Origin of the sequence: Streptomyces sp. NPDC021093, from assembly GCF_044333135.1 — a bacterium.
Lineage (GTDB): Bacteria > Actinomycetota > Actinomycetes > Streptomycetales > Streptomycetaceae > Streptomyces.
Genome location: NZ_JBIRQJ010000003.1, coordinates 746901 through 772937, shown reverse-complemented (window position 1 = coordinate 772937; position 26037 = coordinate 746901). Strand labels below are relative to the sequence as shown.

Here is a 26037-nt window from a genome sequence, read left to right as displayed (position 1 = left end):
GGGACCACCATGCTTGTACAGGATCGCCTCGGCACCCCGCCCAAACTCACGGCCACCGTCGCCCGGGAGTACGTCCACCGGGCCGCGCTGGCCGACGTCTTCCTGACCGGGTGGGAAGCCACGGCGAAGGACACCTTCCGCGTCACCGCACAGTGGCCTCGCAGTCACGGCTTCTACGAGTGGGAGCACGGGCTCTACGACCCGCTCCTGCTCTGCGAAACCTTCCGCCAGACCTTTCCCCTGCTGAACCACGCCGAGTACGGCGTCCCCTTCGGCCACCAGCTCTTCTGGCACCAGTTGCAGTACACGTTGGACCCACGGGAAATGGCGATCACCTCGGCACCCGCCGAGATCGAGCTGCTCATCACCTGCTCCGACATCCGCCTCCGGCGCGGCATTCCCACCGAGATGAGCATGTCGGTCGCCGTCCTGCGGGACGGCAGACAGGTAGCGACGGCGTCCACCCGCATCGGCATCCTCGCCCCAGCCGTCTACCAGCGGCTGCGCGCGACCCGAGCCGATCTCCAGCACGTCTTCGGCAGCGCCCCTCTCCCCCCGCCCCCGATCTCCCGCCGCCTCGTCGGCCGAAGCCGCCACCAGGACGTCGTCCTGGCCCAGACACCCCACGCAGGACGCTGGAAGCTGCGCGCCGACACATCCCACCCCGTCCTGTTCGACCACGCCGTCGACCACGCACCCGGGATGCTGCTCCTGGAGGCGGTCCGCCAGGCCGGCCTCGCCGTGCAGCCGGCAGGCCAGCACATGATGCCCACCAGCATGGATGTCGCCTTCGTCCAATACGTCGAATTCGACTCCCCGTGCTGGATCGAAGCGCATCCCGCACCCGGCCCGACTGACGCCCCACAGCGCCGCGTTCGCATCGAGGCAATACAGGAGGGCCGAGTCATGCTCACCGCCGCCGCCACGCTGACAGGCGTCTGATCGTCACCACCATCGTCTCGGACTGACCTGCCCCGGACGCCATTGACTGTCAGGCAGGGCGCCCCTGCCACGGGCAGGCTCGTCCGGCGACTCAGACCGTACGCCGACATCACCGTGCCAATGCCCGAAATCCAGCCCCTCCAGCCCCTCCAGCCCCTGCGCAGGAGGCAGCAAGATCACAGCGGAGCCTCCTTGGCTACAGATCAAAGGATGGAGGGACTGAGACTCCACCATGACAGCGAACTTGCTCCCCCCTCGTTTCTGTACGCGTCGCACCGGCTGGGGCCTCTCCCGCCGTGACGGGTGCTGCCTCTGCGGCCGGGCCCACAGTCTTTGCCACACCGGGCACGACCACCTACTCCGTGCCCGCAGGGGCCAGTTCCCTCACAGGGCGAAACGCTCAGTCAGAACCTCCAGTGGATGATTTCGTCGATGCGCTGGCCCAGCGGCGCCAGGTCGGCGGTCATCGACAGCACCACGGCCGCCACCGTCCCGTAGACCAGCATGACCAACCGCGGGTCGAACCGGCCGGAGCCGGGGTAGGTCAGGCGGCTGAGCCGGAAGACGGTACGCGTGGGCAGTCCCGCTTTGGAGATGCGAGTCCAGTCCGTGCCGAACATGAACCGGTAGGCCTTCTCGTACAGCACGTACCAGAGCACGAAGAAGTTGCTGCAGACCAGGAGATACACCCAGGCGTGCAACGCCCCGGCCCAGCTCCACCGCCGCCAGAAAGGAAACGAGTCTTCGAGCTCGTGCCAGGCCTCAGCCATGTCCGTAGGCACAGGCGCGAGGTAGGTGAACCAGGCCCCGGAGAGGAACCCGAAGGCCGTCAGCACCACCAGGAGCGTGCCAGCAGTCAGGGCCGCAAGGCAGTACCGGCCCCCATGCAACGAAAGCGAGTCGGCGGGCTCCACAGGCACCGAGCGGGCTCCACTAGCAGCGGGCTCCCCAGACAGCGGGACCTGGGGAGCCCGCCCTGGCGGCAGGGTCCGACCGGCTTCGGCCCCGGCTTCGGCTTCGGCTTCGGGAGGCGGGAGCAGGAACGGGGGCGGGGACGAGACGACGGGCAGCCGGGCGGCGGGCGGCGTGCCCTCAACCCCCCGCCCTGGCGGCAGAGTCCGACCGGCTTCGGCTTCAGGCATCGGGGGCAGGGACAGGTACCAGTCTCGTGGACGAGTCGACGGCGAGTGGGGAATCCGCCTCAATCGGAGTTCTGAGTCGCGGGGATTCGGCAGCTCCGTCACGGACGGGCGGTCGGTCCCAAGCGCCGGTACGACGGAGGCTGGGGACGATACCGGTTCCGCCGCCGGGTGGAATGGTGCGGCGTCGCCCGCGTGGGCCTTGCGGGCCCTGGCCCGTGCGGCGGCCTCCTGATAACTGGTGCCGATTGCCACCCTGGCAACAGGCTGGTGACCAGCCTGTTCCTCCTGCAGAAGGCGGACCTGACGCTGGAGAACGACGACTTCCCTGCCCAGGGCGCGCGCTTGTTCCTCAGCCGCCAGGCGCTCGGTTTCCTGCGCCCTGGCGTAGGCAGTGGCCTGGTCCAGCTTGTGCTTGTACTTGTTCTTCTGCTGCTTCGTGCGTGCCCGCAGCGCGCTGTGCTCCTGGGCAAGAGCGGCAGCATCGTGGTTGACGCGTTCCATCTCGGTGTTGAGCAGGCCGAGCTGCTCCTGGAGCTCGGCCAGCGCGCCCTGCGCGGCGTCGCGGCCCTGGGTCGCTTCCTCCACGCGCAACGAGTACTCGTCGACCGTCAGACGCAACCGGCTGGTCTGATCCTGCCAGTAGTTCACCCCTTCAGCGTTGCGGGCCGCCTCGTAGAGGGGTTCCAGGTACCGGGCCTGCTCGCTGTCCAGGCCGAGGAAGGTCAGCACGGCAGCGTGAAAGACGTCCGTCGGCGAGTACGTGGGGTCCTTGTCGCTCAGGATCTTGCTTACATTGCCCTCGCTCTTGCCCACATGCGCGGCGAGCAGACGCTGGCTGGAGCCGCGGGCGCTCAACAGCCGCCTGACCGCTTCCCCGTACGTCTCGCCCCGCGGCGGACCGCTGAGGTTCCGCGGATCGATGGTCATGGCCTCCCCCGGCCCGTGCCCGGCTGCCCTGCCGTTCAGGGGAAGAGGCACTGGTGACCGCCCGCTCCAGCACGGCCCTGCTCCCGGTATACCCCTTTACCCGCACCCCCCGTTGCCCTCCCGGCAATATCTTCCGCAAGGGAGCAATCCGCGGTTGCCTCTCACGCAACACCGCCACCCTTCGGTTCGCTTGTTCCATCCACTTCCCGCGAGCGAAGGGCACCGCCGATGACCACGCAGAACCTGATACCGGGCCTGCTCGGCGCGGGCGGCCTCGCCCAGGCAATCGCCGGCGCACCCCCCTGGTCCGCCATCAGCTTCCTCGCCGTGAGCCTGGTCCTCGGCATCCTCCAGAGGGTCTTCCCGCAGAACTCCCGCGACCGCCTCACCTGGTGGCAGAACCGCCGCGCCTACCTCCACAAACGGCGCGCGCAGCGCCACGCCCACCGGCCCCCACCGGAGGCATGACAGGTCTGCGGCAGGGCAGGACGGGCCGATGCTCCCGGGCGTCCGCGAGGAGACCGGCCGCTGCCTGCGCCCGCAGCGCGGCCGTACGCGCGCTCTCCTCGGCCTGCGCCTCGGCGGCGGCAGTCCGCTCCGCTGCGCTGCGGCCGCGTCCCGCTCCGCCTGGAGGGTGGCGGCCTCCGCCGCGAGAACCGCGGTACGCGACTCGGCTTCCGCCCGCGCCGCCGCGACGGTCTGCGCCACCTCGCCCTGGCCGCCGCCGTCGCCTCCACCGCGCGGGCCTCCGCCTCCGCGGTAGTGGTCTCCGCCGCGATCGTGTACCCCGCCGTCCGCACCGTGCCACACGCACGTCACCAGCTTTACCCGGGAAACGACAGCACTCTTCACCAGTCCGGCGACACCCATACCGTCAACAGCCCTGCCAGCCACAGCCCCGCAGCAGTGCACACAGATGACGCACACTCAGTGCAAAGAGCACGACGCGTATCAGGTGGAGGACACGGCCGTCGCGGATGAGGGCCAGCCGGTCGGGGCCGACCTCCATCCACGCCGTCTCGATCGCGGCGCCGCCGTAGCAGTCCGGGGACCCGACACCCGCTTTCCGCGGCGGGGGCTCTTCCTCGTCCGCCCCGGATCGGGACGGACGAGGTGCCCTGAGCAGGGGTGTCGGGGGCGCAGGGGACTGTTAACAGTGGACGGGTGGAAGCAGGCTCAGCCGATCGACTTGGGCGACCCGCACGACCAGACACTGGAGCTGCCGGAGTTCTTCCACGAGCACAGCGTGGCCTTGCCCCTGACGAACGTGCCGGGGTACGTCAGCTCGCGGGTCGCGAAGGTGTAGCTCTTGCCGTTGCTGACTGTCGCGAAGGCACTGTTGAAGGGGCCCTCCGTGGTCGTGACGGAGATCCAGAGCTCGCTCGCGCCCCGGTGGAACCCGGTGTCACGAATGGTTCCGTTGGCCTTGACCTTCCCCGAACCCACCACGATCGAGCCGCTGTACGTGGCATCGGCGCTGGAGAGGCTGATGGCCCGCTGAACACCCGCGCCCGACGCCGCCGCCGGCACCGCCAACGCGAAGGCCGCCGCAGCTGCCACCGTGGACACACCCAAACCCTTGAGCACGTTCATGTCGTTCCCTTCAGACCGTCGGTCACTGACGACCCAAGAATGAAGAGACCCCGTCGGTACGCACCAGAACCCGCCGGTGTCCCGGACAAGGCCCATGCTGTCCCTCCAGGTCACCCCGCCGTCCCGCCGAGTTCCCGGACAGCAGACCCCGCCCATCGACGCCACGGCACGGCTAGCCGCGATGCAGAACCTCATCGTCCGCGTGCTTGCCGAACTCGGCGACGCGCACCTCCGCGATGTGCTCGTACCGGCTGATCCGGTCGGTCCACTCCGCGTCGACGCCGAACGCCACCTGCGCGAAGCCCACCCGCCCGACGGCCTCGGCCAGGCCCGGATCGCCGGCGGCCAGCAGCCGCACCGGCGCGTCAAGCGCCACGGTGTGCGGCGGCACGAAGTACTCGTCCGGCAGAACGGTGCGCGCATGGACGAGCGCGCCGACAGCGACAACCGAGCCGGCCCCCAACCGTGCGCACTGCAGGACCGTCGCCGAGGTCGCCACATAGACGCACCTGCCGACCTCGCAGCCCAGCAGCGTGGCATGCGGCCCCACGAAGACGTGGTCGCCGACCAGCACCGGCTGATCGCCGGCGACCGCAGACCCGCGCAACACCGCGTTCTCGCAGATCACCGCCGCCTCCCCGACCTCGATCCGAGACCCCTCGGCATCGAGCACCGCGCCGTACATCACCCGCGCCCTCGGCCCCACGTGGACATCACCGACGAGGGTGGCCGTCGGGGCGACGTAGGCGGTGGGATGGACCTGCGGTTCATGCCCGCGGTGCCGGATGCGGATTCCCTGCGCTTCAGCGATCATGAGCGGATTCTCGCCCGACCGACCGCGAGCATGCTGGCGGATTTCCGACGTCGCGTTCGCCGAGACATGTGCCATCCGCGATCTACTGACTTTGTCCGGGTGGTGTCGTGAGGGCCGACAGTTGCTGATCCCTGCAGTACGCCGATGTCATGAGGTATCCGCAGGGCGGTGGTCTGACCGCTGAACGTCAGGTGTTTCGCGAGCGCATCCGAATGGATGCGGCCGAGATGTTCGCCGCCGGGCAGAGCAACGACGTGATCGCGCAACGGCTGCGGGTCACCGTCCGGCCGGTGCAACGGTGGCGCCGGGCCGGGAAATCGGCGGGGCCGCAGGGCTTGTGCTCGGCGGGGCCGGTGTCTCGGCCGGGACTGAGCGAAGCCCTGTTCGCGGTGCTGGAACAGGAGCCGGCCAAGGGGGCCGGTGGTGCACGGCTGGCCGGACCAGACCTGGACGCTGTCGAGAATCAAACCGCTCATCGGGCGCCGCTTCCACAAGAGTTTCACGCTGTCCGGCATCGCGAAGATGCTGCGACGCCACGGCCTCAGCCACCATGTGCCCGCCCGACGGGCGCTGGAACGTGACGAGGACAAGGTGACCGGCCGGGTGAAGGACACGTGGCCCCAGGCGGAAGCACTGCGGCGGCACTCGACTGCTGGATCGTCTTCGAGGACGAGACCGGCTTCTCGATGACGCCGCCCACCTCCCGCACCTGGGCCAAACGCGGGCGCACTCCCGTCATCCGCGTCCGGGGCCGCTCCCAGCGCCGCTTCTCCCTTGCGGCCCTCGCCCGCTACCGGCGCGGCGAACGGTCCCCTCCGATCTTCCGGCCCAAGCAGCACGGACGCCACGACAGCACCGCTCGCAGAAGCTTCGCTCGGACCGACCACCGCGACCTGCTCGTCGCCGCCCAGCAGCAACTCGGCGGCCCGATCACCCTCATCTGGGACAACAGGAATGTGCACAAGGACACCCGGCTGCGGGCCTTCGCCAACAACCATGACTGGATCACCATCTACTACCTGCCGCCCTACGCACCCGACCTCAACCCGGTCGAGGGCATCTGGTCCCTTCTGCGCAGGAGTTGTCAGGCCAACACCGCCTTCGCCGACCCCGAACACCTCATCGGCGCTCTGCGTCATGGGCTTCGCCAACTCCAGTACCCCAGCGACATCATCGACAGCTGCCTCGCCGCGACCGGACTCACCATCACGACACCACCCGGACAAAGTCAGTAACAACCTTGGGAGCGATTGGCCCTCGGGAATGCTGGTCGCCTGGCTGGGTGGACGGGTCTCATGAGATCTTCCTCTTCATGAGTACACCACCAGATGGATTGCCTATCTACCGAGTCCTGACCGGCCCGGACGACGCCGCGTTCTGCCATCGTGTGAGCGAAGCGATAGCTCTCGGCTTCGAACTGCACGAAGGCCCTGCGGTCACTTTCAACGGTGAAAGGGTCATCGTCGCCCAAGCGGTGGTATGGCCAGCACAGTCGTAGGACTTGGGGTCACGATCTGCCCTTGACACGAGAAGGGCCGTACGGGTTAGGCGAGTTGTGACGCTTGCCTGGGCCCGTGCGGCCTGTTCCCATCCTGCCGCGGGCTGGCTGACCAGTTTCCTGACCAGATCGACGCCCCACCGAAGAAGCCCAAGGACGACGCCCCACTGGGCGATCACCACGCCTGGCGCGAGCGACATCGCCGACGGTCCTCAGCACGGGATCCATGTCGAGCACACCAACGCCGAGTACAAGCAGTGGCGGCCCTTGCAGCGGTTCACCGGCCGCCGTGAGACCTACACGGAGATCCACTTCGCCATCGTCGGACTGGTCTCCGACCGCTCCGCACGCAAGCCCGGCACCGAACTCCTGCTCGCCCGGCAGGCTGCCTGCTGGTCACCTACCAGCTGACCCGCCAGGCCAGCATGCCCCGACCTCAATCGCTCCCAAGGTCGTAAGGCACTACAGGGCGAACGTTGCCTGATGCGGCCCTAGGTAAGTATCTGAGGGAGGCGTTTGTTGCCGGTTTCGGGAGGCGCCTGGCGGGCTCGGGGCCCTCGAATGTCGGCGGGTCAGGCAGTACCGCCCGCCCCGTACTCCGCCCGGAGCCTGACCAGCGGTCTCACGTCGACGGGCAGGTCTGCAGGAGGTGGTGCTCGCCGGACTCTTCGTCAGGGTCGGTGGTGTCGAGGGCGAGTGCGTGGATGCGCCCCTGGTTGTGGAGGCGTAGTGGGTAGGTGCCGGGGCCGCGCGGGGGCAGGGTGGGCAGGTCTTCGAGGGCCGTCCTCATACCCGTGCACCACGAGCGTGCCGGTGGTGGAGGTGAGGGTGGTCTCGACGATGTGCTCCCACGGTCCGGGGGCGACGCCGGGGTCGGCGGATGCCGGCTGGACGGTGACGTGGACGTTGCCGGTGCAGACCGGTCAGGATGAGCGCGGCGTCGTCGGCGACGGCCAGGACACCGTCCTGGGCGGCTCCACCACGCCCTGGTGCGAGGGGGGCTCGCGCCGACCAAACTGCCCGGCCTCACCGGCTTCGCACTCCATCTGCTCCGAGACCTCGACGCAGTGACAGCCGGTCACACTCTCCACTGGAGCTCCGGCAGTGTCGAAGGAGCCGTCAACCGCATCAAGAAGATCAAGCGGCGGCTCTACGGCCGAGCCGGATTCGAACTTCTCCGAAAGATGATCCTGCTCCAGCAGCGCTACGAGACGCTCTCCAGGAGCCGCGCGAGAACCGGGAAGTACTGCGCAGGTCGATATCTTGCAGACATGACCAGAGCATTGCCTGCTGACGTTGCTCACGTGCTGGACGCCGCTTTGAGCATGGTGGCGGACCCAGGTCTCGCGCTGCATCGGCAGATGTGACAGCTCCGATTGGAGAAGTGCTGTGCGTGCGGCTGCGGTTCGACGTACTTCAGTCTCGATGCGGACGGTATTTCACCCGCACCCGCACCCGCACCCGCACCCGCGCTTACGGGCACGCAGGTGGTGGCCGACATGCAACTGTTCGGCGCGCGCGGAGAGACCGTCGGCGAGGTTCTGGTGTTCGCCGAGGACGGGTATCTCGCGTGGCTTGAGGTCTGCTCTGGGAGCGAAGACACCTTCACCCTGACCGACGCCCACCGGATCCTGTGCCCATGCGGCCGATGAGTGCCGGACGAGCGACCAAAGTGCACCGAAACAGGGGCCCTGAGCTCGTGACCCTCCCCCTGCAATCGCACGACACCGTCGCCCTCCTCGACCGCTCCCCAAGATCTGTGCCAGAGCCACCTTCTGATGTCACCTCACGCTCTCCGGCCCGACCGTAGGGTGTGAAGCCAGAGCGAGCGCTGCGAGTCGCAGTTGGGACTTCCATGCCTCCTCGTCGAGCCCCAGCGTGTATTCGCTGCAGCACGCACACGTCCGAAGCAGTGCCACGAACGCCTGCTCCTCCGCGGTCTCGACCTCCACCTCCCACCACGTATCCGATGCCAGATCCGTGAGGCCCACCTCCCCTGCGGCGAATCTGACGGCCAGCCTGCGGAGTGCATAGCGCTGGGCCAGAGCGGGATCGGGCAACGCGATTTCCAGTTCCGCGAGCGCCTGCTCGAAGGCGTCACGAATTTCTCGGGAGTCCGCGTTGCGCGGCAACCCGGCGAGTTCGCAGAGCGTCGGCGAGTCCACCCCTGCAGCGAGCGCTTCGGCAGCGGTCATCGGCAGGTCTTCCGGACACACCTCGTCCGCCTGATAGAGCCACGCTGCCTCCTCCAGGGACATCGGAATGCGGAGTACGGAGATACCAGGTTCGGACTCATCTTCTCTCGCTGCCATGAGCCACACGATGCCAGCACCGTTCAGTCACGTGCTCATCGATACGGGTCCTCCCGTCCAGATGCTGAGCGAGCCTGCCGCTCCCGATGAGGTGAACGCGAGGGTCGCGGTGGAGCCCCCTGTCAGCTTCTGCGGCGCTCCGCTCTTCGTGGCCGTGCACGCCGTGGCGCCCCGCCTGCACCACGTGCTCACCTGCCCCGGGCCGCCCCGGTGACCTTGGTGGTCCGCACCGTCACCACGTGCTTCCGCCTGCGGGAGTCCCGCGCCGCCAGCGTGGTGCGCTGGGAAAGGGAGACATACATCGTCCCCACCCGCTTCTTCGTCTTCGCCTCGTAGATACCGATCTGCCCGGACGTCTGCTGGCACGCCCCCTGCCGGTCCACCACCGTCTTCCCGGGCGCACAGATCATGCCCGCCGCCTGTACCACCGGACGGACTTCCACAGTCGACGCCAGCGATGAATCCCCAGGCGAGCGAACCTTCGAGATGCCGTTCGGGCTCGTGCCCCGCTCACCGATATTCCGGGCAGAGGTCACACCATCCGTGTTCACATGGCGACATGATCATGGCTCCCAGCAGCGAGCATGCTGAAGTCTTCAGACACTTCAAGGTGAAGTCCTCCGACATACCCGACAGTTCCTGCTACCCGTACGCGCCTGTCTTCCAGACCGTCGTCGACGGAACTCCGGCCGCGGTGAAGCGGACCAGGGGCCCACTTCCCTACGCCGAAGGCATCGCCCAGTGGCTGCGTGAGCTCTCCTTGCTCGGCATACGGACGGTCCAGCCCCTGCCCTGCCTCGGCAATCCCGCCGCCCTCGGCGAACACGTCTGGGTCGCCTACCCATGGATCGACGGCATCCCCTACAACGCTTCACCTGCCCACTTCTCGGGCGCAGGCGACCTCCTCGGACGTATCCACGCCGCGCCGGTCACAGGAGCCGGCATGTTCCGCTTCCAGTGGCCCCAGGCCGATCAAGCCTCGACGGACGAGGACATCGCGGGCCTGACCGGGGTCCTCGCCAAGTACGCCCCGGACCTGACCAACAGCGCCCTCCCCCGCCTGACGGCCTGGCTGAACGCCTTCCGTTCCGACACCCTGGTCTCCATCCGCAGCGCGAACCTTCCCACTGCTCCCGTCAGCATGGACTTCCGTGCGAACAACCTCGTTTACGACGCTGAGAACACTCCCACCCTGATCGACCCGGACAACGCAGAGGTCGCCGTCCGCCTGCTCGACCTTGCCCTGGCCGTCCTTCTCTTCCACAACGAGGCCGCCGGCGGTCCGCCCCGCCTCTTCGACGCGGCCGAGTGGGCAACTTTCCGAGACGCCTACACCGCTCATGTCCAGCTCACGCCCGAAGAGCGCACCGCCTGGCCGACCGCCCTGCGGTACATGCTCCTTGAGTGGGGCGTGTGGTCGCTGATCGCCGCTGAGGAGTGGAACGACTGGGAGGACCCACACCAGAGGGCTTTTCTGCGCAACCTCGCCGAGACAGAACCGAACAGTTTCCCTCTGTAGGGCACGAGAAGGCCCGACACCACCACAAAGAACTTCCCAATAGGGATGTCAAGCCGCTTCGATGTCCGGTGGTGGGACGACTCGGTAGCTCGCTCCGTCGCGGAGCATGGCCCACAGAACGTTGGCTCTGCGCCGGGCGAGAGCCAGCACAGCCTGCTTATGCCCCTTCCCCTCGCCTCGTTTGCGTTGGTAGTACGCCTGGGACGCGGGGCAGGACCTCAAGCTGGCCATGGCGGAGAGGTAGAACGTGCGGAGCAGGCCGCGGTGGTAGCGGCGAGGTCTGCGCATGTTGCCGCTGATACGGCCGGAATCGCGGGGCACCGGAGACAGGCCGGCGAACGCTGCCAGTCGGTCGGCTGTGCCGAAGGCGCCCATGTCGCCACCGGTGGCCGCGATGAACTCCGCGCCGCGCATGGGGCCCGTACCCGGAGCCCCCGGGCCTCACCGATCCTACGAATGACCGGATCCAGCCCGCACTAAAAACGTAGGACAAGCTCAGGCGTCCGGCCCTGGAGCGGATGGCAAAGCGGACCTCGCTGACGAATCAGGGCAGCACCCAGTGGGCGCCGGGCACGTCCCGGAGGGTCGTGAACGGGCAGTCGTCGACGTCGGCGACGACCAGGAGGCAGGCGAGATCGGCAGGTTCGCGCGCCGACCATCCAGTGCCAACACTGCTCGCTCGGTTTGCCGCCGAGAACGGGGAGTTCGTACACCTAGCGGTGATTTGTTAGACCGGGCGGTAGAGATCAAGAGGTCTGCCGGTACCGACGATGTCGAGTAGGGCCTGGAACTCGGCGGGCGGGGGCCTGGTCGTCCAGGCTCGCCAGTAGCGTCGCAGCCGTTGCCCAGGGCGTCAGCCAGCCACGGCCAGCGCGGATGGCCTGGGGCCAGCAGGCAGTCCGGGGCCGGTGGGGCGAGGGTGTGCCCCCTCTCTGGGGCAGGAGCCGGCTCGCGTTCGTCGGCGGGCGGGTCGGGGGTGAACCAGGTGTTCCAGCAGAAGCCGAACGCTCAGGAGCGCGGCAGTTTCGCGACAACAGGCATATGCGCTCGTCCGCGCTGGCGCCCGGAAACCCCGCCCGGCCACGTCGTTCGCGGAATCGCACCGTGCCCTACGTACACACTTTGCGACATTCACGATGAAGGGGATACCCCGCACATCAGGGACATGCCATCGTAGGTTGCGCCCGACAACTCCGGGCAACAGACAGGCCCATGAAGGGATTGACCGTGCCTCACCGCCTCAAGGCCTTGATCGGAGTGGCAGCCACCGCGCTGACTCTGACGACCGCACTGTCCGGCACCGCCAGTGCGGCGCCCTCCCACAGCAGCAACTATCCCAAATTCACATACGAGGGGAAGTACCCCGAGAACACGCCCTGCAGCGGCAGCTACAGCCTGATCCACCGCACAAGCGCCAACGTCAACGGCAGGACCATCACCCTCAAGTACTTCTACGCCGGCGGCTGCGGTTCGTTCGCCCGCATCGAAAACGCCCCCCAGGGTTGCTATGCCTGGCTCGACCGCACGTCCTACGTCCCCTCCGGCAATCCGACCAGCTGGGACTGGGTCCGCGAGAGTGTCGACTCCGGCATCAACTACGCCTACACCCAGGTCGGCAACAACCTGAACGGCCGGGTGTCACGGGCCGCCCTGGTCTGCGGCAGCACCGTCCACGCCCGGACGGCCTGGTACTGAGTTGGGTCTTGGGACCGGCGCGCCGTTTCGGCCGATGCCGCCCCAGCACCAACCCTGGAATGGGCATTCGCCACGCAGCCAGCGAAACGGCCGTACCGGTACGACGCCTTGATCTGGACGGCACTCAGTCGAACAGCAGACGTCGTCGCGCTCGTGAAGGGCGACCACGTGCGCCAACCACTCGACTACGCCTCCTCAAGATCCGCTTCAACGGGTACGGCCACCCCCTGCCGCGCAAGGTTCGGACAAGTCGCGGTGCACCCGAGCAGCCACGAGCCGGGCAAGGGTCTCCAGTTTCATGACGGGTCCGACCATGCCGGCGGCGGGCACCCCGGTTCGGGGGCCCGCCGCATGGTTGTGCCAGTACGGATCGTCAGGATGCCTGCGCCGCCTCGCTACCGGCTTCAAAGTGTCCACGCCCACGCCGTACTCCGCCTGCGCCTCCGCCCGATACCGGGCTTCGAAGCGCGGGCCGACGTTCTTTCGACCGTTCTGCGGCTCTGCCCCAGGCGGCGGCCGAGCTGGGAAGGGTTCAGGTCACCACGGGGGCCGAACCAGCGCTGCTCCCCTGCGTCCTTGGCCTTCTTGAAAGTGGCGTACAGGTCTTCCTCGAACACACCCTAGTGACCTGAGTCGTTGATGCGTCGTTTGATATGCGTGGGGCGTCCGGGGCCGCGGTTGGCTGAGTTGGTGTTGTCGGAGCGCGAGCGTGAGGTACTGGCTGAGTGCGGGCTCAATCAATCCCGCAGGCGCTGGCCTTGAGGGCACGGATCGTGCTGGCGTGTGCGGAGGTCGCGTCGGAGGGGCTGCCGCGGTCGGCCAGTTCGGTGGCCCGGCAGTACGGGATCACCACCGAGACGGTGTCCAAGTGGCGGGCCCGGTTCGTCAGCCACCGGCTGGATGGGCCGGGCGATGCGCCCCGGCCGGGCCGGGTGCGGACCGTCACCGACGAGCAGGTCGCCGAACTGGTGCGCCTGACGCTGGAAACGAAGCCGAAGAACGCCACCCACTGGTCGACCCGACCGATGGCCCGGCGGACTGGGACGTGACGACGGTGTCCCGGGTCTGGGGAGGGCTCCTTCACCGGTTGGGGTAACCGGTGATCATTGACTACGTCCCGCGCCGGCGCGCTGCCGTGGGCGTCTCGGGCGCGGGCTCACCGGTAGCGTCCTGGGCGGTCTGACGGGAGGCGCCTCGTAGCAGGCCACCGAGGCCAGCTTCGTCTACAACTCGCACCACGACCCGCACCACGACCGGTGGAAGCGGCTGCCGGACGTGCCGCAGGACCCGGTGCGCGGCAGCTCGGCGATGAGGATGCGCGGGCACACCGTCTACCTCCTCGGCGGCGGCGACAAGCCCGGCGGCGCGCCCATCGACGTCAACGGCACGTGCCCCACCCGGCACTGACCGCACGTTGCGGCTCGCGCTCCGGTCCGTGCGACGCATCGGGGGCGCGAGCGAGGGCGACTACTTCTGGTGACCGGTGGCGTAGCGGGCGAGCATCGTCTCCACGGCCTCGACGACGGCATGGTCGGTCTCGTCGGCGGCCGGGTTCCAGTCGGTGAGCAGCATCCGGGGCCACAGGACGAAGTTGGCGATCATGCCGAGGAACTGGTTGGCGGCGCTCTCTGCGTCGGGCACACGCGCGGTGCCGGCCTCGTGCTCGGCTTGCAGGTAGAGCCGTACGGAGTCGAAGTAGGGCAGCTTGCCCAGCTGGAACTGCATCCTGCCCAGTTCGGGCAGGCGCGGCAGTTCGGCGATGACGATCCTGAACAGGGCCGTCATCCCGGGCTGGCCGACCAGGTCTGCGTAACGGTGGCCGATGGCCATCAGGCCCGCACGCAGGTCGCCGACCGGGGGCGGGGTCGAAGCGTGACCGGACCCCCGCTTCCACGACTCGCTCACGATGGCCTCGAACAGGGCCGCCTTCGTGGGGAACTGCTTGAACAGCGTGGACTTCGACACCCCGGCCGCCTCGGCGATCCGGGCCAGTGACGTCCCTGCGTAGCCGTGGTCGAGGAACAGGGCGGTGGCGGACGAGGTGATCGCCTCCCGCTTCTGCTGCGCCAGCCGTCGGTGGTGGTCGGAGAGTCCTTCTGTCATGGAGCCAGTATGCCCGCTGCTGCGAGGCGAGTCACTTGACTCGCCTCTGGGGGCGGGCCTACGGTGAAAGAGGCGAGTCGATCGACTCGCCTCTCCGCGTCGGGCAGTAGGCCCTGCAGCGTTTTCCCCCTCCCTTCCGAGGAGCAGCTCCATGGACAGCAAGAAGATCGCGCTGGTGACCGGTGCCAACCGTGGGCTGGGCCGCAGCACGGCGCTGGCCCTGGCACAGCGGGGCATCAAGGTCATCGTCACTTACCGGGGTGATGAGGTCGGGGCGCAAGAGACGGTCGAGGCGGTGCGGGCGGCCGGGTCCGATGCCCTCGCGCTGCGTCTGGACATCGCCGATGTCGCCTCGTTCCCGCCCTTCGCGGCCGAGCTCGGCGAGCACCTGCAGCCCTGGGACGCCACGCGGCTGGACATCCTGGTCAACAACGCAGGTGTGGGGATCTTCACCCCTCTTGAGCAGGTCGGTGTCGCGGACTTCGACGCGATGATGGACACCAACGTCCGTGGGACCTTCTTCCTCATCCAGGCACTGCTGCCGCTGATGGCCGACCCCGCCAGCGTCATCAACGTCTCCAGCTCCCTGACCCGCCACACCAGCCCGGCCACCGCCGTCTACTCGGCATCCAAGGCCGCCGTCGAAGTGCTCAGTCGCACCCTGGCCCTGGAACTGGGCCCGCGTCACATCCGGGTCAACTCCATCGCCCCGGGACCGACCGCCACCGATTTCAACGGCGGTGCCATGCGCGATGACAGCGACCTGCGAGCGGGGCTTGCGGCGCAGACCGCTCTGGGCCGCGTCGGCGAGCCCGCCGAGATCGGCGACGCCATCGCCACGCTCGCCTCCGACGGACTGCGCTGGGTCACCGCCCAGCGCATCGAGGTTTCCGGCGGCGCCCTGCTCTAGCGGGACATCGTCGTATGCCAAGACCGGCCGCACTCTCACCCCAGCACAAGGACCCGCGCCACACCGGGCGGAGGAGGCGCCGCCCGTCCGAGCGTTCATCGACTCGCTACGGCCAAACCGGGACGGTGCGAAGCGGGCACACCACCCAAACCTGAAGATCGTCAACAGTTGGCAACTGACCGCTACCGTTGCCCAGTCGGGTAGCCGGAGCGTATTGCTACGCCCCGGCCCCCTCAGAACCGTGCGTGCGCCTCACGACGCACACGGCTCAAGCGGGCCCTGAGGCCACGCTGATTGGCGTCTTCTGCCTGGCCCGAGTGCCGTTGTCGACAGCGTGGTGCTGGCGATGGCACTCGGCGTGGACGAGGCGGAGGTTCGTTCTGTCGTCTGTGCCGCCGTCCCGTCGTTGCACGAAGTGGTGTTTGTGTAACTGCTTCATGGATGCCGAGAACCAAGCCGCCCATGATCGAACGTCGTCTGGTTCGTATTCGGCACCGAAGATCAGCGGCTGTTTGCACAGCGGGCAGATCCCCCTCTGACGGGCTGCCAGGCTGATGGACATTCGATCCACCGTCGCTGGCATCCTTCGACGCGTCCGTGCCGCCCAATAGTTCGTCAGGCTCGGGTCGTCGCGGGAGTTCGTCCCGGCGACACCCACGTGCCTTTCGATCTTGGTCCAGCCGAACTTGAACAGGTAGATGCCGGTGACCTGGTCGCCGAACACCCATCTGTCCCTGCGAGACGCATTGAACTGGCCGAAGTGTTTGGAGACGACCCAGGTCTTCGGCTTCCTCGGGTGGGAGTGCTTGGCCCACTTGTAAGTGAGCGTCCACATGTACTTGTCCAGGCTCCCGAAGATCCTGGACGAGACCACCGTCCGGTAGTAGGTTGCCCACCCCTTAATGATCGGGTTGAGCTTCTTCACTACGGCTCCGGCATTGGACCCGCGCAGGGCCCGTACCTCGTCGTGAAGCCTCTTCCGGATCCTCTTGACGGCCTCCTTGCTCGGCTTGATGAGCAGCTTCCCGTCGTATCGGCGGACGTTGAACCCGAGGAAGTCGAAGCCCTCGTTGAGGTGGACGATGCGCGTCTTGTCCTCGTTGAAGGTCAGGCCCCTCGGTGCCAACCATCGGGCCAGATCCTGCTTGACCCGACGAGCTGCGTCCTCGCTGTGGCAGAGCACAACCAGGTCATCGGCGTAACGCACGAGCACGGGTGCGTTCAAACGGGCGTATTGACTCGCCCCTTCAAGGCATCCGGCGGCCGTACCCATCCCGTGTAGCGCGACATTCAGGAGCAGTGGGCTGATCACGCCGCCTTGGGGAGTCCCCTCCTCAGTCGGCGTGAACCGTCCGTCTTCCATCACGCCGGCCTTGAGCCAGCTCCGGATCATCCCCCGGCCGGGGAACATCCCGATGCTGTCCATCAGGTGGGCGTGATCGATACGGTCGAATGCCCCTGCCAGGTCAGCATCCAGGGCCCATACACGCTTGGCCCTTTTGCCCGCGACCGTGTTGTAGATCGCCGCTATTGTGTCCTGGCATCCCCGCCCGGGGCGGAAACCGTAGTTCCGTGCCTCGAACCGGGACTCCCACTCGGGCTCCAACGCGTTTTTGGTGCGCGCCTGGTGCACCCGGTCACGGATGACCGGGATACCGAGAGGGCGCTGCTTCCCATTGGCCTTCGGGATGTACACACGCCGAACGGGTCGGGCACCGGATGGGCACAGCTCCATGAATATCTGTGCCGCCAACTGCCCCCGCTCCTTGGGAGTAAGAGCCTTCTCTCCGTCGATCCCAGCCGTTCGGCGGCCAGTACTCAGCTGCGTCACCCTCTTGACGCTTACCAGCGTGTTCGAGTGAGAACGAAGCATGAGCTTTTGCAGATTCCTGACCTGCTTCAGGTCACCATTCTGCGTGGCCGTGAAGATTCGCTGCCTAAGCCGTCGTACCGACCCCTCTGCCGTGGCCCAGTCGATGCTGTGCCACGCCGAGGCGTAGTCCTCGGGTCCGTTCACCGGGGCGGGCGCCTGGGGCGCTGTTGCCGACCTCATCGTTTCCACCTCCGCTGTCTAACTTGTCCCTTGGTTCTGACTGCCTTGCAGAGTCCCTGCACGGGCCTACCTGATCCGCGTGGGCGCCCTTTCGGGCCGGGCAGACTGCCCGTATCTGGCGAGTTATACGAGAGGGGTGAGGATCCCGTCATCTCTTTTCCTCTGGGCTTTCGCCCTGCCAGCCTTCGCTTCTCGGATCATCCTGGCCCGCCGGAGAGTTGGGCCTTCGTTGCCTCTGGCTTACCGGACCTAATCCGGACTCCGACGGGGTTTCCACGTTCCGCTCCTTTGAGATGCGACTGGGGTGGGCGCCCTCTTAACCCCGGGACCAGCGGTGTCCGCCTCTCCTGTGATCAACCAGGAGAGTCGCTCTGTGCTCTTCCGCACTAGGTCCTAAGCCACCGCGTGCATTGCCATCTGACGCGGCCTTTCCGTTACGAGGTGTCGTCAAGGGTTCACTTGCGTTCGCCCGTTCAGTCTTCCCCTTTGCCTGTTGCTTCCTGATGGCCTGGTCTGCTCTTGGGCGTTTGCGCTCGGCTTCACACCCCGCCGTTGCCAGCGACGCATGCGAGCGTGGGGACGGACCTGGGCACTGGTCCGAGGTGTCCTGCTCTTTCCTCTCCTCTCAGTTCACCTACTCGTTGGGAGCGACTTCGTGTCGCACTGATCACGCGGAAATGCTCGAACGGTGCTCATGGCGGTGGGCAGGCTGGCCCGGCAGCTCGGCCTGCCGGTCGCGGTACTGCGCGGCTACGGGGTGTCGAGGGAGCAGACGCGTACGGATCATCTGCGGCAGGTTGTTCTGGCCCAGATCCAGGTGTCGCCAGCTCTCGCCGCCACGACATGGGTCCTCGCCACCCCGATCGCACCTTGGCGCATCCGCTACTGGGTGACGTCGAGCGCGCGCATCACGCTGCCTCGCGTGCCCCGTTCCCTGGGAAGCTTCGCAGCACGTGTCCTGGAGGTTCCCGTGAGCAGCGCCATGAACCGTTGGCTGGTACGTGATGCCACACCGGACTTGATCGTCTTTGGCCACAAGCGGTACGTGCCGCACCCACGGCTCAATGCGGAAGATGGTCCCATCGGTGCCTACCGTATGGTTCCGAGGGTTCTCCAGGACTTCGGCCGGGGGATCTCGTGCCGGTCCAGGAAGGTCTGGGAGGCGGTCGGGGTCTGTGTGGAGTCGCTTCTTTGGTCGCTGAACAGCTGCTGAGGCGTTCGACGTTCACGGCGATGGCCGTGAGTGCGTGTTGCTGGTGGGCTTTCAGTTCCAGCAGGACCAGAGCCTCGCGGCGCAACGAGACCGTGTCCGAGATCACGGGGGAAACTTCACCCCGGCCAGCGCACCGCTACCAGACACCTCAGAGGTCGTATCTCTATCGATCGTTCGTGAGACACGAAGAGCAACTCGACGTCACTGCAGGTGGGTTGTGCAACGCTTCCCGTGTCCGCTCCTATGTCACGCGCACCCCTGTATCCGATACAGTCCGGGCCGCGATGGGCCGGATGTTCTTTCAGATCCTCGGGGCGATCGCCGAGTTCGAGCACGCCCTCATGTCCGAGGACCAGGGATGGCCTGGCCGCCGCAAGGGCCCGCGGCCGTACCGGCGGACAGAAGCCGAAGCTCGGTCCCCGTCAGGTGCAGCTGGTACGGAAGATGTACGACGAGACCCTCCCGGACGGCACCAGCAAGTACACGGCCCAGGAGATCGCCGAAGAGTTCGGTGTCACCCGCCCCACCATCTACCGCCACCTCGACAAGATCCCCCACCAACCCGACCCCGCGACGCAACACCCCGCGGCACCGGTGGAGCACCGGAACACCCACACCCACCAGGGGGCTGCATGCCAAGCGGCGCAAGCCCGGTACCCCTCAGGGGTGAGCCCTGCCCCGAGCACCCGCGCCGTGCGCCCCGGCCGACGGGCCTGGCCCTTTCCTGACGGAGTGAATGATCCGTTCTCCCACAGCCCGGGCCTCTCCACGTCCCCGGACAGGGCCCCCACCGCTGCCCACGTCACGCACGATCCGACGGAAGGAGACAAGGGCGAGAGCCATGGCATGCCCCTCTCATCCACACGAGACGGTGTCCCGCAGGCCGATCCCCCCTTGGGACGGCACCCCGGCAGGTAACAAGACAGCCCGGCTGCCTCCGCTCACCCCCGGATGACAGCCCTGCGGCGAAGACAGTGTCCCCAGCGGACCTCCCCCGCGGGCTCGCGCAGAGGGAGCCAGGGCTCGTGGTACGACGCGTCAGGATGCGGCGCTTGTCCCCCGGCTCACCCCCACCGTCACCTGACCGCTCGCCGATCCGGCCCTCGCACCACGTGTGCGGATGCACACCCCGATGTGGCATGGGCACCACAAGCCTCGGTACACGCACCCTTCTGCACGACCACAACCAGCAGGAGCATGACGGAGCACCACCCGCACCGGTCCCGCGAGGTCACCCATGAACCACCCGTTCCTGACCGCCGCCTGCCCCCGTCCGTACCCCTCCCACCCACCACGCCCGACCGTCCGCACACGATGCGCAGGCCGGCTGGGGCGCACCCACCGGGGCCGGACAGCTCCTGGCCACAGCACGCGTCACGGCCGCCGGCCGGTGGCCGCGGCCGACGACAGCGCTCGCACGGTGGTGGTGCCGAGCCCCCGTGCAGGCACCCGGCGCCCCAGCACGTACGGAAACACTCCAACGCCGGCGTCGCCCGCTCTCACCGGCCTTTGCCTCCGGGACGGCACCGTACGCAGACGGCTCAAGGCACGACTGCGCATCCGTGCTCCGATGCGGAAACCGGCTGCCCGGCGATGAGTGGTCGGTCGCATTCGATCGGGCCGAATGCGCAGGCCCCACCGGGCAGGCCGGAAACCGGTGCTCCAGCGAGTGTCGATGTCACGGGCTGCTGCTGGTGGCCGGGCGCGCACCGGTGGCGAGGTTGTGGGGCCCGTCGTGCCGAGGAGAAGAGCGGAAGAGGGCGTGGCGGAGGACTTTGACGAGTACGGCGGGGTGGAAGAGGAGGGCCGGTGGGGCCACCATGTTGACGACCCGTACGAAGCGCGACCAGACGCGGGGATCGCGAACGGCCACTTCCAGCAGGCGTTTGTTGTACCAGTGGGCGGCCTTCGCCGACCGTGGCTGGCGGTGCGGATTCCACATGAGGTCCGAGTTGCTGGACAGGGTCCACGGGGCCAGTACGATCCGTGCCACCCCGCGTTGGTACGTCCTGCTCAGCCCGGTCAGGTTCTGGCCGCGTGACCTGCGCCGGGTCAGCGTGCGGTGCAGGAGGTCCGCTTCGAGCGCGGCCACGGTCAGCCCCTGTCCGTACACCGGGTTGAACACGCAGACCGAGTCGCCCACGGCGAGCAGTCGCTCCGGCCATTCCTTGCAGGTGTGATACGGGCTCCACTGGCTGTTGACGTTGGTGTACCGGTGGACGCTTTCCTGGGTGGTCCGGCGCTCGATCTGGTCGGCGAGGTGCGGGTTGTCCAGGCCCTTGGCGAAGTCCAGGTACCCCTTGTCGTCCGTCGGAGGCAGCTGGTCCCCGAACCCGAACAGCGAGCAGGTCCAACGGTCTCGCTCGACGCCCAGGACGACCCCGCCCCGGGGGATGTCCGGGGCGAACGTCATCTGGTACGCGACATGGAAGTCCGGGGGGTCACCCGCCGGGCGGTCGAAGTTCATCGACGTGTAGGTGATCTTCGCCTGCACCACCCGCTTGTCCGGCACAGGCATGCCCAGTTCGTGGAGCCAGCTGTCCAGGGCACTGGACCTGCCCGAGGCGTCGACCACCAGGTCTGCCTCCAGCTCGGTGGGTCGCGCCGCCCCGTCTGCCTGGTACCGCACCCCGGTGACCCGGCCCGGGAGCGCCATGAGCAGTCCCTCGCACCGCACCCCGCCCAGCAGCTTCACCCCGGGCAGCGAGAGGACCCTGCGCCGCAGCCGGCGCTCCAGCTCGTCCCGGGTGAACGACTGGATCAGCACCCCGGTACGGCAGCGCGGGGCGAACCCGGACGGCAGCAGGAAGCTGATGCGTTGACCGTAGTCGTAGACCGGTGCGCCCTGTTCCTGGAGTTCGGCGCGCAGTCCGGGAAAGTACTTCTCCAGGACTTCGGCGCCCTTGGCCAGCATGGCGTGGGCGTGATGGCCCTGCGGGGCGTGCGGGTGGACGCCGGTGTTCTCGTCCACCACGTCCCGTTCCAGGACGACCACTTCGCTGAAGTGGTCGGACAGGACGCGGGCGATGACCAGGCCGGCGTACCCACCCCCTACGACCACTGCCCTGCCCCACTGCTCTTCGGTTCGGCTCATCGGGCTGTCCATGGGAACCGCCTTCTCTCGTCGCGGTGTTGCCCTCGCACGTTCACCCGGCAGCGGAGTCGGCCGTGTGGAGGGGGCTGCCCCGCATTCCATGGTGTTGCGCGGACTGCGCTGATCGGAAGGCCGCTTCGCGCAGGACGTCTGTGCGGTCGGTGCGCTCCCAGGTGAAATCCGGCAGCTCGCGGTCGAAGCGCCCGTGGGCGGCGGTCCGGGCGTGGATCGCACGGAGCAGGTCGAGGTCGCGGATGATCGCGGGTGGGGACGACGACGGTGGCGAGGCGGACGGCTCTGTCGCCGTCGTACTCGATGGTCACCTGAGTCTTGCCGCCGGGGCGCAGGTACGGGATGGTCCCGTATCTGCGGACCTCGGTCGGTTGCCGCGACAGCCGGTGCGCGAGGTGGATCGGCAAGGGCATCGGCTCGGGTTTCTCGTCGCACGCGTAGCCGAACACCAGGCCCTGGTCGCCCGCGCCCTGGCGGTCCAGCCCGTCCAGGCCTTCCCGGCCACCTGTTTCAACGCCTCGCGCGACGTCCGGAGACTGTGTACCGATGGACACCGAGATACCGCACGAGTGGCCGTCGAAGCCCTTGCGCGACGAGTCGTAGCCGATCTCCAGGAGCAGGGCGACATGCTGGGCCTCCTCGGTCGAGAGGATGACGTCGGCCTCTCCGAAGCCGTGGTCCGTCGGCCGGTGCAGGGCTCCTTCGACCAGGACTTCGAGGACGGAAGCGCCAGAGGTGACACCCACGGTCCTCAGACCGTGGGGAGTTGGCGGAGATCGGGGAGCCCACGCAGGCCCGTGCGTTCCGGGCCGAGAAGAATTCACCGGCGCACTACCCCTCCGCGGTGGTCGACGCGTAGAGCCGCTGGTGTCGATGCATACCGGTCAGTCGATAACGTCCCGCCGAGGCCCGGGGGGCTTCCCAGCGCCCTCCGTCGACGGGCGGGGTGTGGGCACGTAGTTGCCGGTAGTCCGCGTAGGTGATTTCGCGGCGCTGAGCGATGGCGTGCTGGTGTTCCGCGACGTGCAGGAAGTCCCGGTAGCCGGGGGTGACGCGGGCGGTGAGGAATTCCGCCACGCTGCCGGACCCGTAGCTGAAGAGACCGATGGGGACGCCGTCGAGGGGCTCGGCGTTGTCCAGGAGGGCCGCCAGGGCGAGGAACATCGAAGCGGTGTAGCTGTTGCCGACGATCTCGTTGTACGTGGTGGTCGGTGCGATGGCCGCGTCGATGTCGCCGTGCTCGGCCTCGACGCCCGCCGTGTGCAGCAGATGCCGGTGGGCTTTGTGGGCCATCCGTGTGAAGGGCTGGTGGTAGCAGACGGTGTGCAGGTCCTTGAGGGCCGGTCCGCCGCACCGTTGATGGTCGACCCAGGCGCAGTCCAGGGCGTGGAGGTAGGCGTCGAGGGACTTCTTTCCGTCGACCAGTGCGGTGGTGCGGTAGTTGGGCCGCCAGAAGTCCATGATGTCCCGCGTGCAGAGACCGGAGACCGGGTCGATCGCAGCCAGGGCGGGGTTGGCGGCGATGAGCATCGCGACCGCGGCGGCGCCCTGGGTCGCTTCGCCGGGGCTGTCGAGGTCGTAGCGGGCGATGTCACTGGCGACGACGAGGACCTGCTGGGCGGGATCCCTGTGGACGATGGCGGTGGCCAGTTGTACGGCGGCGGCGGCTCCGTAGCAGGCCTGCTTGAGTTCGACGACGCGCATGTGCGGATGCAGGCCCAGCAGGGCATGGACGTAGACACCTGCCGCCTTGGACTGGTCGATGCTCGTTTCCGTGGCGAACAGCAGGGTGCGGATCTGGTGCGTGCCGTGACGTTCCGTCAGGGCGGCTGCGGCGTCGGCGGCCATGGTCACGATGTCTTCGTCGGCTGCCGGAATGCTCATGGCCCGCTGACCGATTCCCTGGTGGTACTTGGCGAGGCCGGCGCCGGTGTGCCGGGCGAGCTCGGCGTGCGTCAGGGACAGGCTGGTGGTGCGGAAGGTCAGGTCGTGGATTCCGACCGGGAGGTCGGTGGGCCTGGGGTCAGTGGGCATGAGGGGCTCCGCCGCCGCGTTCGATGCTGGTGTGGGCATTCATCAGTTCGCCGGGGTTGGTCTGGGCGGCCAGCAGTGACAGTTCGCCGCAGAGGACCGTCGCGGCGGCGAGGGCGGCCAGCCGCCGGGCGTTGTCTCCGACCGGCCGCTCTTCGCGGCAGCCCAGGCGCCTGAGCGCGTCCTCGGCTGCGGGAAGGTGCTTGCCGTTGCCCGTGGTGCCGACGATCAGGTTGGGAAGGGTGCAGGAGAAGTACAGGTCGCCACCGCGGTCCTGGGCGTAGGTGACTCCCTGGGAGCCCTCGACGATGTTGGCGGCGTCCTGACCGGTGGCCAGGTAGAACCCGAGAAGCATGTTGGCGTAGTGGGCGTTGGCGGTACGGACACCGCCCGCCAGCACGGTGCCGACCAGGTTCTTGCTGACGTTGAGATGCTCGACCCGTCCGGCGGTGGTGTGCAGGAGGTCGGTGACGGTCTGCCGGGGGATGAGGATGTCGGCGGTGACGTTCTTGCCGCGACCGAGGATGCCGTTGACGGCGGAGGGCTTCTTGTCCGTGCAGTAGTTCGCGGAGATCGACCCGTAGCGCGTACCGGGAACCGTCTCCAGCAGGTGGGCCAGGAGCTTGTCCGCGGCGAGGGTTGCCATGTTGTGGCCCGCGGCGTCGCCCGTCGTGAACTCGAAGCGCAGGAAGAGCAACGGGCCGCAGATCTCGTGCCGCACTGCCAGGAGGCGGGCGAAGCGACTGGTGGTGCGGGTGAGGACGCGCAGTTCGTCGAGGCGGTCGTCGACGGCGCGGGCTGCGGCCAGTGCGGTGGCGGCGTCCGCCGTCTCGACCAGGACGGAGCGGGTCATGCGGTCGTCGACCAGAGTGGCAGTGATGCCGCCGTCCACCTGTCGGGAGACGCGGGCGCCGCGCCCCACCGAGGGCCACAAGGGAGACTCGTAGGTGGCCAGTGGGACGTCGATTTCGCCGTCGGCGGCGTTGCCGGAGATCCTCAGCGGGCCGACCCAGCGCAGTGGAACCGGTGCGGAGGCCTCTTTCGGCTCGGTGCGCCGCGGTGGTACGGAACCGGTGGGCACGGTGGACGCGGTCATCATGTTCCCTTCGGCGGGGCGGACGGGGCCGGGCAGCGCTGCGTACGGAAGTCCTCCAGGTCGCCGGTGAGCACGAGGTCGCTGGAGGCCAGGTCGCTGGGTGTCCGGGCCCCAGAAGAGTCATGAGGGCTGTGATGTGCTCCAGCCATTGACGGATCTGGGCGACCAGGGCGTCGAGCCCGTCGCGTCGCAGCGTGCTGAGGAACAGTCCGGAGACGCCTGCCGCGTGTGCGCCCAGAGCGAGTGCCCGCATCACGTCCAGGGGGTGTCGGATGCCTCCGGAAGCGAGCAATGGCAGGCCGCTGCCGCGTGCGTCCAGGAGTGCCGCGGGCGTGCTCAGGCCCCAGCCCTCAAGGAAGGCGAAGTCGGCGTGTGCACGGCGGGTGTTCTCGATGGCGGCGAAGTTGGTGCCGCCGCTCCCGGCCACGTCGGCGACTGCTACGCCCAGCCCGGTCAACAGGCGCACGGTACGACCGCTGAGGCCGAAGCCGACTTCCTTGACTATGACGGGCACGTCCACTGCTGCGGCAATGGCCTCGATGGCGGCGGGCCAGGAGCCGAAGGACCGGTCGCCTTCCGGCATGACCGTCTCCTGCACCGTGTTGAGGTGGATCTGCAGTGCGTCGGCGTCCAGGAGGCCGACAGCCCGCCGGGCCTGTTCCGGTGTGGCGAGGGCGTTGATGTTGGCCATGACGAAGCCGTGCGGATGGTGGTGCCGTACGGTCGCGAAAGTATCCGCCGTGGTGGGGTCCTTGAGGTAAGGGCTCATGGAACCGGTGGCCATGGGCAGTCCGGTTTCGCGGGCGGCGATGGCCAGGTCGCGGTTGATCTCACCGGTCTTGACGCTGCCTCCGGTCATCGCGTTGATGTAGAGCGGCACGGGCCAGGTGATGCCCGCGAATTCGGTGACGAGGCCGACCTTCTCGCGGTCCGTGCCCGCGAGAGCGTGGTGCACGAAGTGAACATCGTCGAACGGGTTCGCCCGGCCGTGCGGACCGGGGCCGGGACCGGAAGCGGGGCGGGCCCGGTCGGACGCGGAGCTGCGGGCGTGCTGGGCCAGCGCCAGGCGCACGTGGTCGTCCT

General features: G+C 68.0%; 27 protein-coding genes and 4 pseudogenes. 16 read left to right on the top strand and 15 right to left on the bottom strand.

Going from position 1 to position 26037, the window contains the following annotated elements:
• The first annotated feature begins 9 nt into the window (after positions 1–9).
• On the top strand, positions 10–942 hold the full coding sequence (locus ACH4SP_RS12215) for a ScbA/BarX family gamma-butyrolactone biosynthesis protein (RefSeq protein ID WP_398413406.1): 933 nt from the start codon (positions 10–12) through the stop codon (positions 940–942).
• A gap of 404 nt (positions 943–1346) precedes the next feature.
• Here the strand turns inward: ACH4SP_RS12215 and ACH4SP_RS12210 are convergent, their stop codons facing one another.
• Positions 1347–3011 carry a hypothetical protein gene (locus tag ACH4SP_RS12210; protein ID WP_398413404.1) on the bottom strand — a complete coding sequence of 555 codons (1665 nt, stop codon included), beginning with the start codon at positions 3009–3011 and terminating at the stop codon, positions 1347–1349.
• 228 nt (positions 3012–3239) lie between these two features.
• On the opposite strand from ACH4SP_RS12210, the gene ACH4SP_RS12205 reads away from it, so the two are divergent.
• Together ACH4SP_RS12205 and ACH4SP_RS12200 are read left to right on the top strand one after the other, a co-directional pair.
• Positions 3240–3479: a hypothetical protein gene (locus tag ACH4SP_RS12205; RefSeq protein ID WP_398413402.1), complete on the top strand. Its 240-nt coding sequence runs from the start codon at positions 3240–3242 to the stop codon at positions 3477–3479.
• A 28-nt stretch (positions 3480–3507) separates the two neighbouring features.
• Positions 3508–3774: a hypothetical protein gene (locus ACH4SP_RS12200; RefSeq protein WP_398413400.1), complete on the top strand. Its 267-nt coding sequence runs from the start codon at positions 3508–3510 to the stop codon at positions 3772–3774.
• Positions 3775–4187: 413 nt separating this feature from the next.
• Here ACH4SP_RS12200 and ACH4SP_RS12195 read toward each other — a convergent pair whose 3' ends face one another.
• Positions 4188–4604: a hypothetical protein gene (locus ACH4SP_RS12195; protein WP_398413398.1), complete on the bottom strand. Its 417-nt coding sequence runs from the start codon at positions 4602–4604 to the stop codon at positions 4188–4190.
• 172 nt (positions 4605–4776) lie between these two features.
• Positions 4777–5493 (bottom strand): gamma carbonic anhydrase family protein, encoded by a 717-nt coding sequence (locus ACH4SP_RS12190; RefSeq protein WP_398413395.1) that lies wholly within the window; start codon positions 5491–5493, stop codon positions 4777–4779.
• 74 nt (positions 5494–5567) lie between these two features.
• Between ACH4SP_RS12190 and ACH4SP_RS12185 the strand changes: the two are divergent.
• From ACH4SP_RS12185 to ACH4SP_RS12165, 5 genes and pseudogenes are all read left to right on the top strand, one after another.
• Positions 5568–5696: pseudogene (locus ACH4SP_RS12185) on the top strand (transposase); the annotation flags it as partial.
• A 142-nt stretch (positions 5697–5838) separates the two neighbouring features.
• A complete protein-coding gene (locus ACH4SP_RS12180; protein ID WP_398413393.1) occupies positions 5839–6108 on the top strand; it encodes a winged helix-turn-helix domain-containing protein in 270 nt (89 codons plus the stop codon).
• Positions 6105–6653: a transposase gene (locus ACH4SP_RS12175; RefSeq protein WP_398413550.1), complete on the top strand. Its 549-nt coding sequence runs from the start codon at positions 6105–6107 to the stop codon at positions 6651–6653. The genes ACH4SP_RS12180 and ACH4SP_RS12175 overlap by 4 nt, the downstream gene beginning before the upstream one ends.
• Before the next feature lie 77 nt (positions 6654–6730).
• Positions 6731–6916: a DUF1737 domain-containing protein gene (locus ACH4SP_RS12170; protein WP_344360816.1), complete on the top strand. Its 186-nt coding sequence runs from the start codon at positions 6731–6733 to the stop codon at positions 6914–6916.
• Positions 6917–6973: 57 nt separating this feature from the next.
• Entirely contained in the window at positions 6974–7327 is a 354-nt protein-coding gene (locus ACH4SP_RS12165; protein WP_398413390.1) for a hypothetical protein, read from the top strand.
• Between the two features lie 211 nt (positions 7328–7538).
• Here the strand turns inward: ACH4SP_RS12165 and ACH4SP_RS12160 are convergent, their stop codons facing one another.
• Together ACH4SP_RS12160 and ACH4SP_RS12155 are read right to left on the bottom strand one after the other, a co-directional pair.
• Positions 7539–7706, bottom strand: coding sequence for a hypothetical protein (locus ACH4SP_RS12160; RefSeq protein WP_398413388.1), 168 nt, complete (start codon positions 7704–7706; stop codon positions 7539–7541).
• 133 nt (positions 7707–7839) lie between these two features.
• Positions 7840–8271 carry a hypothetical protein gene (locus tag ACH4SP_RS12155; RefSeq protein ID WP_398413386.1) on the bottom strand — a complete coding sequence of 144 codons (432 nt, stop codon included), beginning with the start codon at positions 8269–8271 and terminating at the stop codon, positions 7840–7842.
• A gap of 132 nt (positions 8272–8403) precedes the next feature.
• Between ACH4SP_RS12155 and ACH4SP_RS12150 the strand changes: the two genes are divergently transcribed.
• Positions 8404–8568, top strand: coding sequence for a hypothetical protein (locus ACH4SP_RS12150; RefSeq protein ID WP_398413384.1), 165 nt, complete (start codon positions 8404–8406; stop codon positions 8566–8568).
• A gap of 129 nt (positions 8569–8697) precedes the next feature.
• On the opposite strand, the gene ACH4SP_RS12145 is transcribed toward ACH4SP_RS12150, so the two are convergent.
• Positions 8698–9228: a hypothetical protein gene (locus ACH4SP_RS12145; protein WP_398413383.1), complete on the bottom strand. Its 531-nt coding sequence runs from the start codon at positions 9226–9228 to the stop codon at positions 8698–8700.
• A gap of 188 nt (positions 9229–9416) precedes the next feature.
• Complete coding sequence (locus tag ACH4SP_RS12140; RefSeq protein ID WP_398413381.1) at positions 9417–9638, bottom strand: hypothetical protein; 222 nt, start codon at positions 9636–9638, stop codon at positions 9417–9419.
• Positions 9639–9787: 149 nt separating this feature from the next.
• Between ACH4SP_RS12140 and ACH4SP_RS12135 the strand changes: the two genes are divergently transcribed.
• A complete protein-coding gene (locus ACH4SP_RS12135; RefSeq protein WP_398413379.1) occupies positions 9788–10747 on the top strand; it encodes a phosphotransferase enzyme family protein in 960 nt (319 codons plus the stop codon).
• A 48-nt stretch (positions 10748–10795) separates the two neighbouring features.
• On the opposite strand, the pseudogene ACH4SP_RS12130 reads toward ACH4SP_RS12135, so the two are convergent.
• Positions 10796–11176, bottom strand: a pseudogene (locus ACH4SP_RS12130) (transposase); the annotation flags it as partial.
• A gap of 783 nt (positions 11177–11959) precedes the next feature.
• On the opposite strand from ACH4SP_RS12130, the gene ACH4SP_RS12125 reads away from it, so the two are divergent.
• The 3 genes from ACH4SP_RS12125 to ACH4SP_RS12115 all read left to right on the top strand — a co-directional run bounded on the left by ACH4SP_RS12125 (position 11960) and on the right by ACH4SP_RS12115 (position 13849).
• On the top strand, positions 11960–12442 hold the full coding sequence (locus ACH4SP_RS12125; RefSeq protein WP_398413377.1) for a hypothetical protein: 483 nt from the start codon (positions 11960–11962) through the stop codon (positions 12440–12442).
• 725 nt (positions 12443–13167) lie between these two features.
• The gene (locus tag ACH4SP_RS12120) at positions 13168–13491 is read left to right on the top strand and encodes a helix-turn-helix domain-containing protein (RefSeq protein ID WP_398413375.1); all 324 of its coding nucleotides are present in this window, start codon (positions 13168–13170) and stop codon (positions 13489–13491) included.
• A gap of 226 nt (positions 13492–13717) precedes the next feature.
• The gene (locus tag ACH4SP_RS12115; protein ID WP_398413373.1) at positions 13718–13849 is read left to right on the top strand and encodes a hypothetical protein; all 132 of its coding nucleotides are present in this window, start codon (positions 13718–13720) and stop codon (positions 13847–13849) included.
• Positions 13850–13909: 60 nt separating this feature from the next.
• On the opposite strand, the gene ACH4SP_RS12110 is transcribed toward ACH4SP_RS12115, so the two are convergent.
• Positions 13910–14545, bottom strand: a complete 636-nt coding sequence (locus tag ACH4SP_RS12110) for a TetR/AcrR family transcriptional regulator (RefSeq protein WP_398413371.1) — start codon at positions 14543–14545, stop codon at positions 13910–13912.
• A gap of 151 nt (positions 14546–14696) precedes the next feature.
• Here ACH4SP_RS12110 and ACH4SP_RS12105 point away from each other — a divergent pair, with 151 nt between their 5' ends.
• On the top strand, positions 14697–15455 hold the full coding sequence (locus ACH4SP_RS12105; RefSeq protein WP_398413369.1) for an SDR family NAD(P)-dependent oxidoreductase: 759 nt from the start codon (positions 14697–14699) through the stop codon (positions 15453–15455).
• 268 nt (positions 15456–15723) lie between these two features.
• On the opposite strand, the gene ltrA is transcribed toward ACH4SP_RS12105, so the two are convergent.
• On the bottom strand, positions 15724–17508 hold the full coding sequence (ltrA, locus tag ACH4SP_RS12100) for a group II intron reverse transcriptase/maturase (RefSeq protein ID WP_398413548.1): 1785 nt from the start codon (positions 17506–17508) through the stop codon (positions 15724–15726).
• Positions 17509–18196: 688 nt separating this feature from the next.
• Between ltrA and ACH4SP_RS12095 the strand changes: the two genes are divergently transcribed.
• A complete protein-coding gene (locus ACH4SP_RS12095) occupies positions 18197–18721 on the top strand; it encodes a hypothetical protein (RefSeq protein ID WP_398413366.1) in 525 nt (174 codons plus the stop codon).
• A gap of 243 nt (positions 18722–18964) precedes the next feature.
• Positions 18965–19639 carry a helix-turn-helix domain-containing protein gene (locus ACH4SP_RS12090; RefSeq protein ID WP_398413364.1) on the top strand — a complete coding sequence of 225 codons (675 nt, stop codon included), beginning with the start codon at positions 18965–18967 and terminating at the stop codon, positions 19637–19639.
• Positions 19640–20399: 760 nt separating this feature from the next.
• On the opposite strand, the gene ACH4SP_RS12085 is transcribed toward ACH4SP_RS12090, so the two are convergent.
• The 5 genes and pseudogenes from ACH4SP_RS12085 to fni all read right to left on the bottom strand — a co-directional run.
• The gene (locus ACH4SP_RS12085) at positions 20400–21815 is read right to left on the bottom strand and encodes an FAD-dependent oxidoreductase (protein ID WP_398413362.1); all 1416 of its coding nucleotides are present in this window, start codon (positions 21813–21815) and stop codon (positions 20400–20402) included.
• Positions 21816–22075: 260 nt separating this feature from the next.
• Positions 22076–22444, bottom strand: a pseudogene (locus ACH4SP_RS12080) (methionine adenosyltransferase); the annotation flags it as partial.
• 214 nt (positions 22445–22658) lie between these two features.
• Positions 22659–23861 carry a hydroxymethylglutaryl-CoA synthase gene (locus tag ACH4SP_RS12075; RefSeq protein ID WP_398413360.1) on the bottom strand — a complete coding sequence of 401 codons (1203 nt, stop codon included), beginning with the start codon at positions 23859–23861 and terminating at the stop codon, positions 22659–22661.
• Positions 23851–24957: a hydroxymethylglutaryl-CoA reductase gene (locus ACH4SP_RS12070; RefSeq protein ID WP_398413358.1), complete on the bottom strand. Its 1107-nt coding sequence runs from the start codon at positions 24955–24957 to the stop codon at positions 23851–23853. Before ACH4SP_RS12070 ends, ACH4SP_RS12075 begins: the two co-directional genes overlap by 11 nt.
• Positions 24958–25117: 160 nt before the next feature.
• Positions 25118–25909, bottom strand: a pseudogene (gene fni, locus ACH4SP_RS12065) (type 2 isopentenyl-diphosphate Delta-isomerase); the annotation flags it as partial.
• Between the last annotated feature and the right edge of the window lie 128 nt (positions 25910–26037).

Bases quoted from the DNA above. Each gene is read 5' to 3' on its own strand.
- ACH4SP_RS12205 (WP_398413402.1), top strand. From the start codon at position 3,240: ATGACCACGCAGAACCTGATACCGGGCCTGCTCGGCGCGGGCGGCCTC.
- ACH4SP_RS12135 (WP_398413379.1), top strand. From the start codon at position 9,788: ATGATCATGGCTCCCAGCAGCGAGCATGCTGAAGTCTTCAGACACTTC.
- ACH4SP_RS12170 (WP_344360816.1), top strand. From the start codon at position 6,731: ATGAGTACACCACCAGATGGATTGCCTATCTACCGAGTCCTGACCGGC.
- ACH4SP_RS12125 (WP_398413377.1), top strand. From the start codon at position 11,960: ATGAAGGGATTGACCGTGCCTCACCGCCTCAAGGCCTTGATCGGAGTG.
- ACH4SP_RS12070 (WP_398413358.1), bottom strand. From the start codon at position 24,957: ATGATGACCGCGTCCACCGTGCCCACCGGTTCCGTACCACCGCGGCGC.
- ACH4SP_RS12085 (WP_398413362.1), bottom strand. From the start codon at position 21,815: ATGAGCCGAACCGAAGAGCAGTGGGGCAGGGCAGTGGTCGTAGGGGGT.
- ACH4SP_RS12195 (WP_398413398.1), bottom strand. From the start codon at position 4,604: ATGAACGTGCTCAAGGGTTTGGGTGTGTCCACGGTGGCAGCTGCGGCG.
- ACH4SP_RS12190 (WP_398413395.1), bottom strand. From the start codon at position 5,493: ATGGCACATGTCTCGGCGAACGCGACGTCGGAAATCCGCCAGCATGCT.
- ACH4SP_RS12140 (WP_398413381.1), bottom strand. From the start codon at position 9,638: ATGATCTGTGCGCCCGGGAAGACGGTGGTGGACCGGCAGGGGGCGTGC.
- ACH4SP_RS12075 (WP_398413360.1), bottom strand. From the start codon at position 23,861: ATGCCCACTGACCCCAGGCCCACCGACCTCCCGGTCGGAATCCACGAC.
- ACH4SP_RS12110 (WP_398413371.1), bottom strand. From the start codon at position 14,545: ATGACAGAAGGACTCTCCGACCACCACCGACGGCTGGCGCAGCAGAAG.
- ACH4SP_RS12160 (WP_398413388.1), bottom strand. From the start codon at position 7,706: ATGAGGACGGCCCTCGAAGACCTGCCCACCCTGCCCCCGCGCGGCCCC.
- ACH4SP_RS12200 (WP_398413400.1), top strand. From the start codon at position 3,508: ATGCTCCCGGGCGTCCGCGAGGAGACCGGCCGCTGCCTGCGCCCGCAG.
- ACH4SP_RS12175 (WP_398413550.1), top strand. From the start codon at position 6,105: ATGACGCCGCCCACCTCCCGCACCTGGGCCAAACGCGGGCGCACTCCC.
- ACH4SP_RS12210 (WP_398413404.1), bottom strand. From the start codon at position 3,011: ATGACCATCGATCCGCGGAACCTCAGCGGTCCGCCGCGGGGCGAGACG.
- ltrA (WP_398413548.1), bottom strand. From the start codon at position 17,508: ATGAGGTCGGCAACAGCGCCCCAGGCGCCCGCCCCGGTGAACGGACCC.
- ACH4SP_RS12145 (WP_398413383.1), bottom strand. From the start codon at position 9,228: ATGGCAGCGAGAGAAGATGAGTCCGAACCTGGTATCTCCGTACTCCGC.
- ACH4SP_RS12090 (WP_398413364.1), top strand. From the start codon at position 18,965: ATGTCACGCGCACCCCTGTATCCGATACAGTCCGGGCCGCGATGGGCC.
- ACH4SP_RS12105 (WP_398413369.1), top strand. From the start codon at position 14,697: ATGGACAGCAAGAAGATCGCGCTGGTGACCGGTGCCAACCGTGGGCTG.
- ACH4SP_RS12155 (WP_398413386.1), bottom strand. From the start codon at position 8,271: ATGCAGCGCGAGACCTGGGTCCGCCACCATGCTCAAAGCGGCGTCCAG.
- ACH4SP_RS12215 (WP_398413406.1), top strand. From the start codon at position 10: ATGCTTGTACAGGATCGCCTCGGCACCCCGCCCAAACTCACGGCCACC.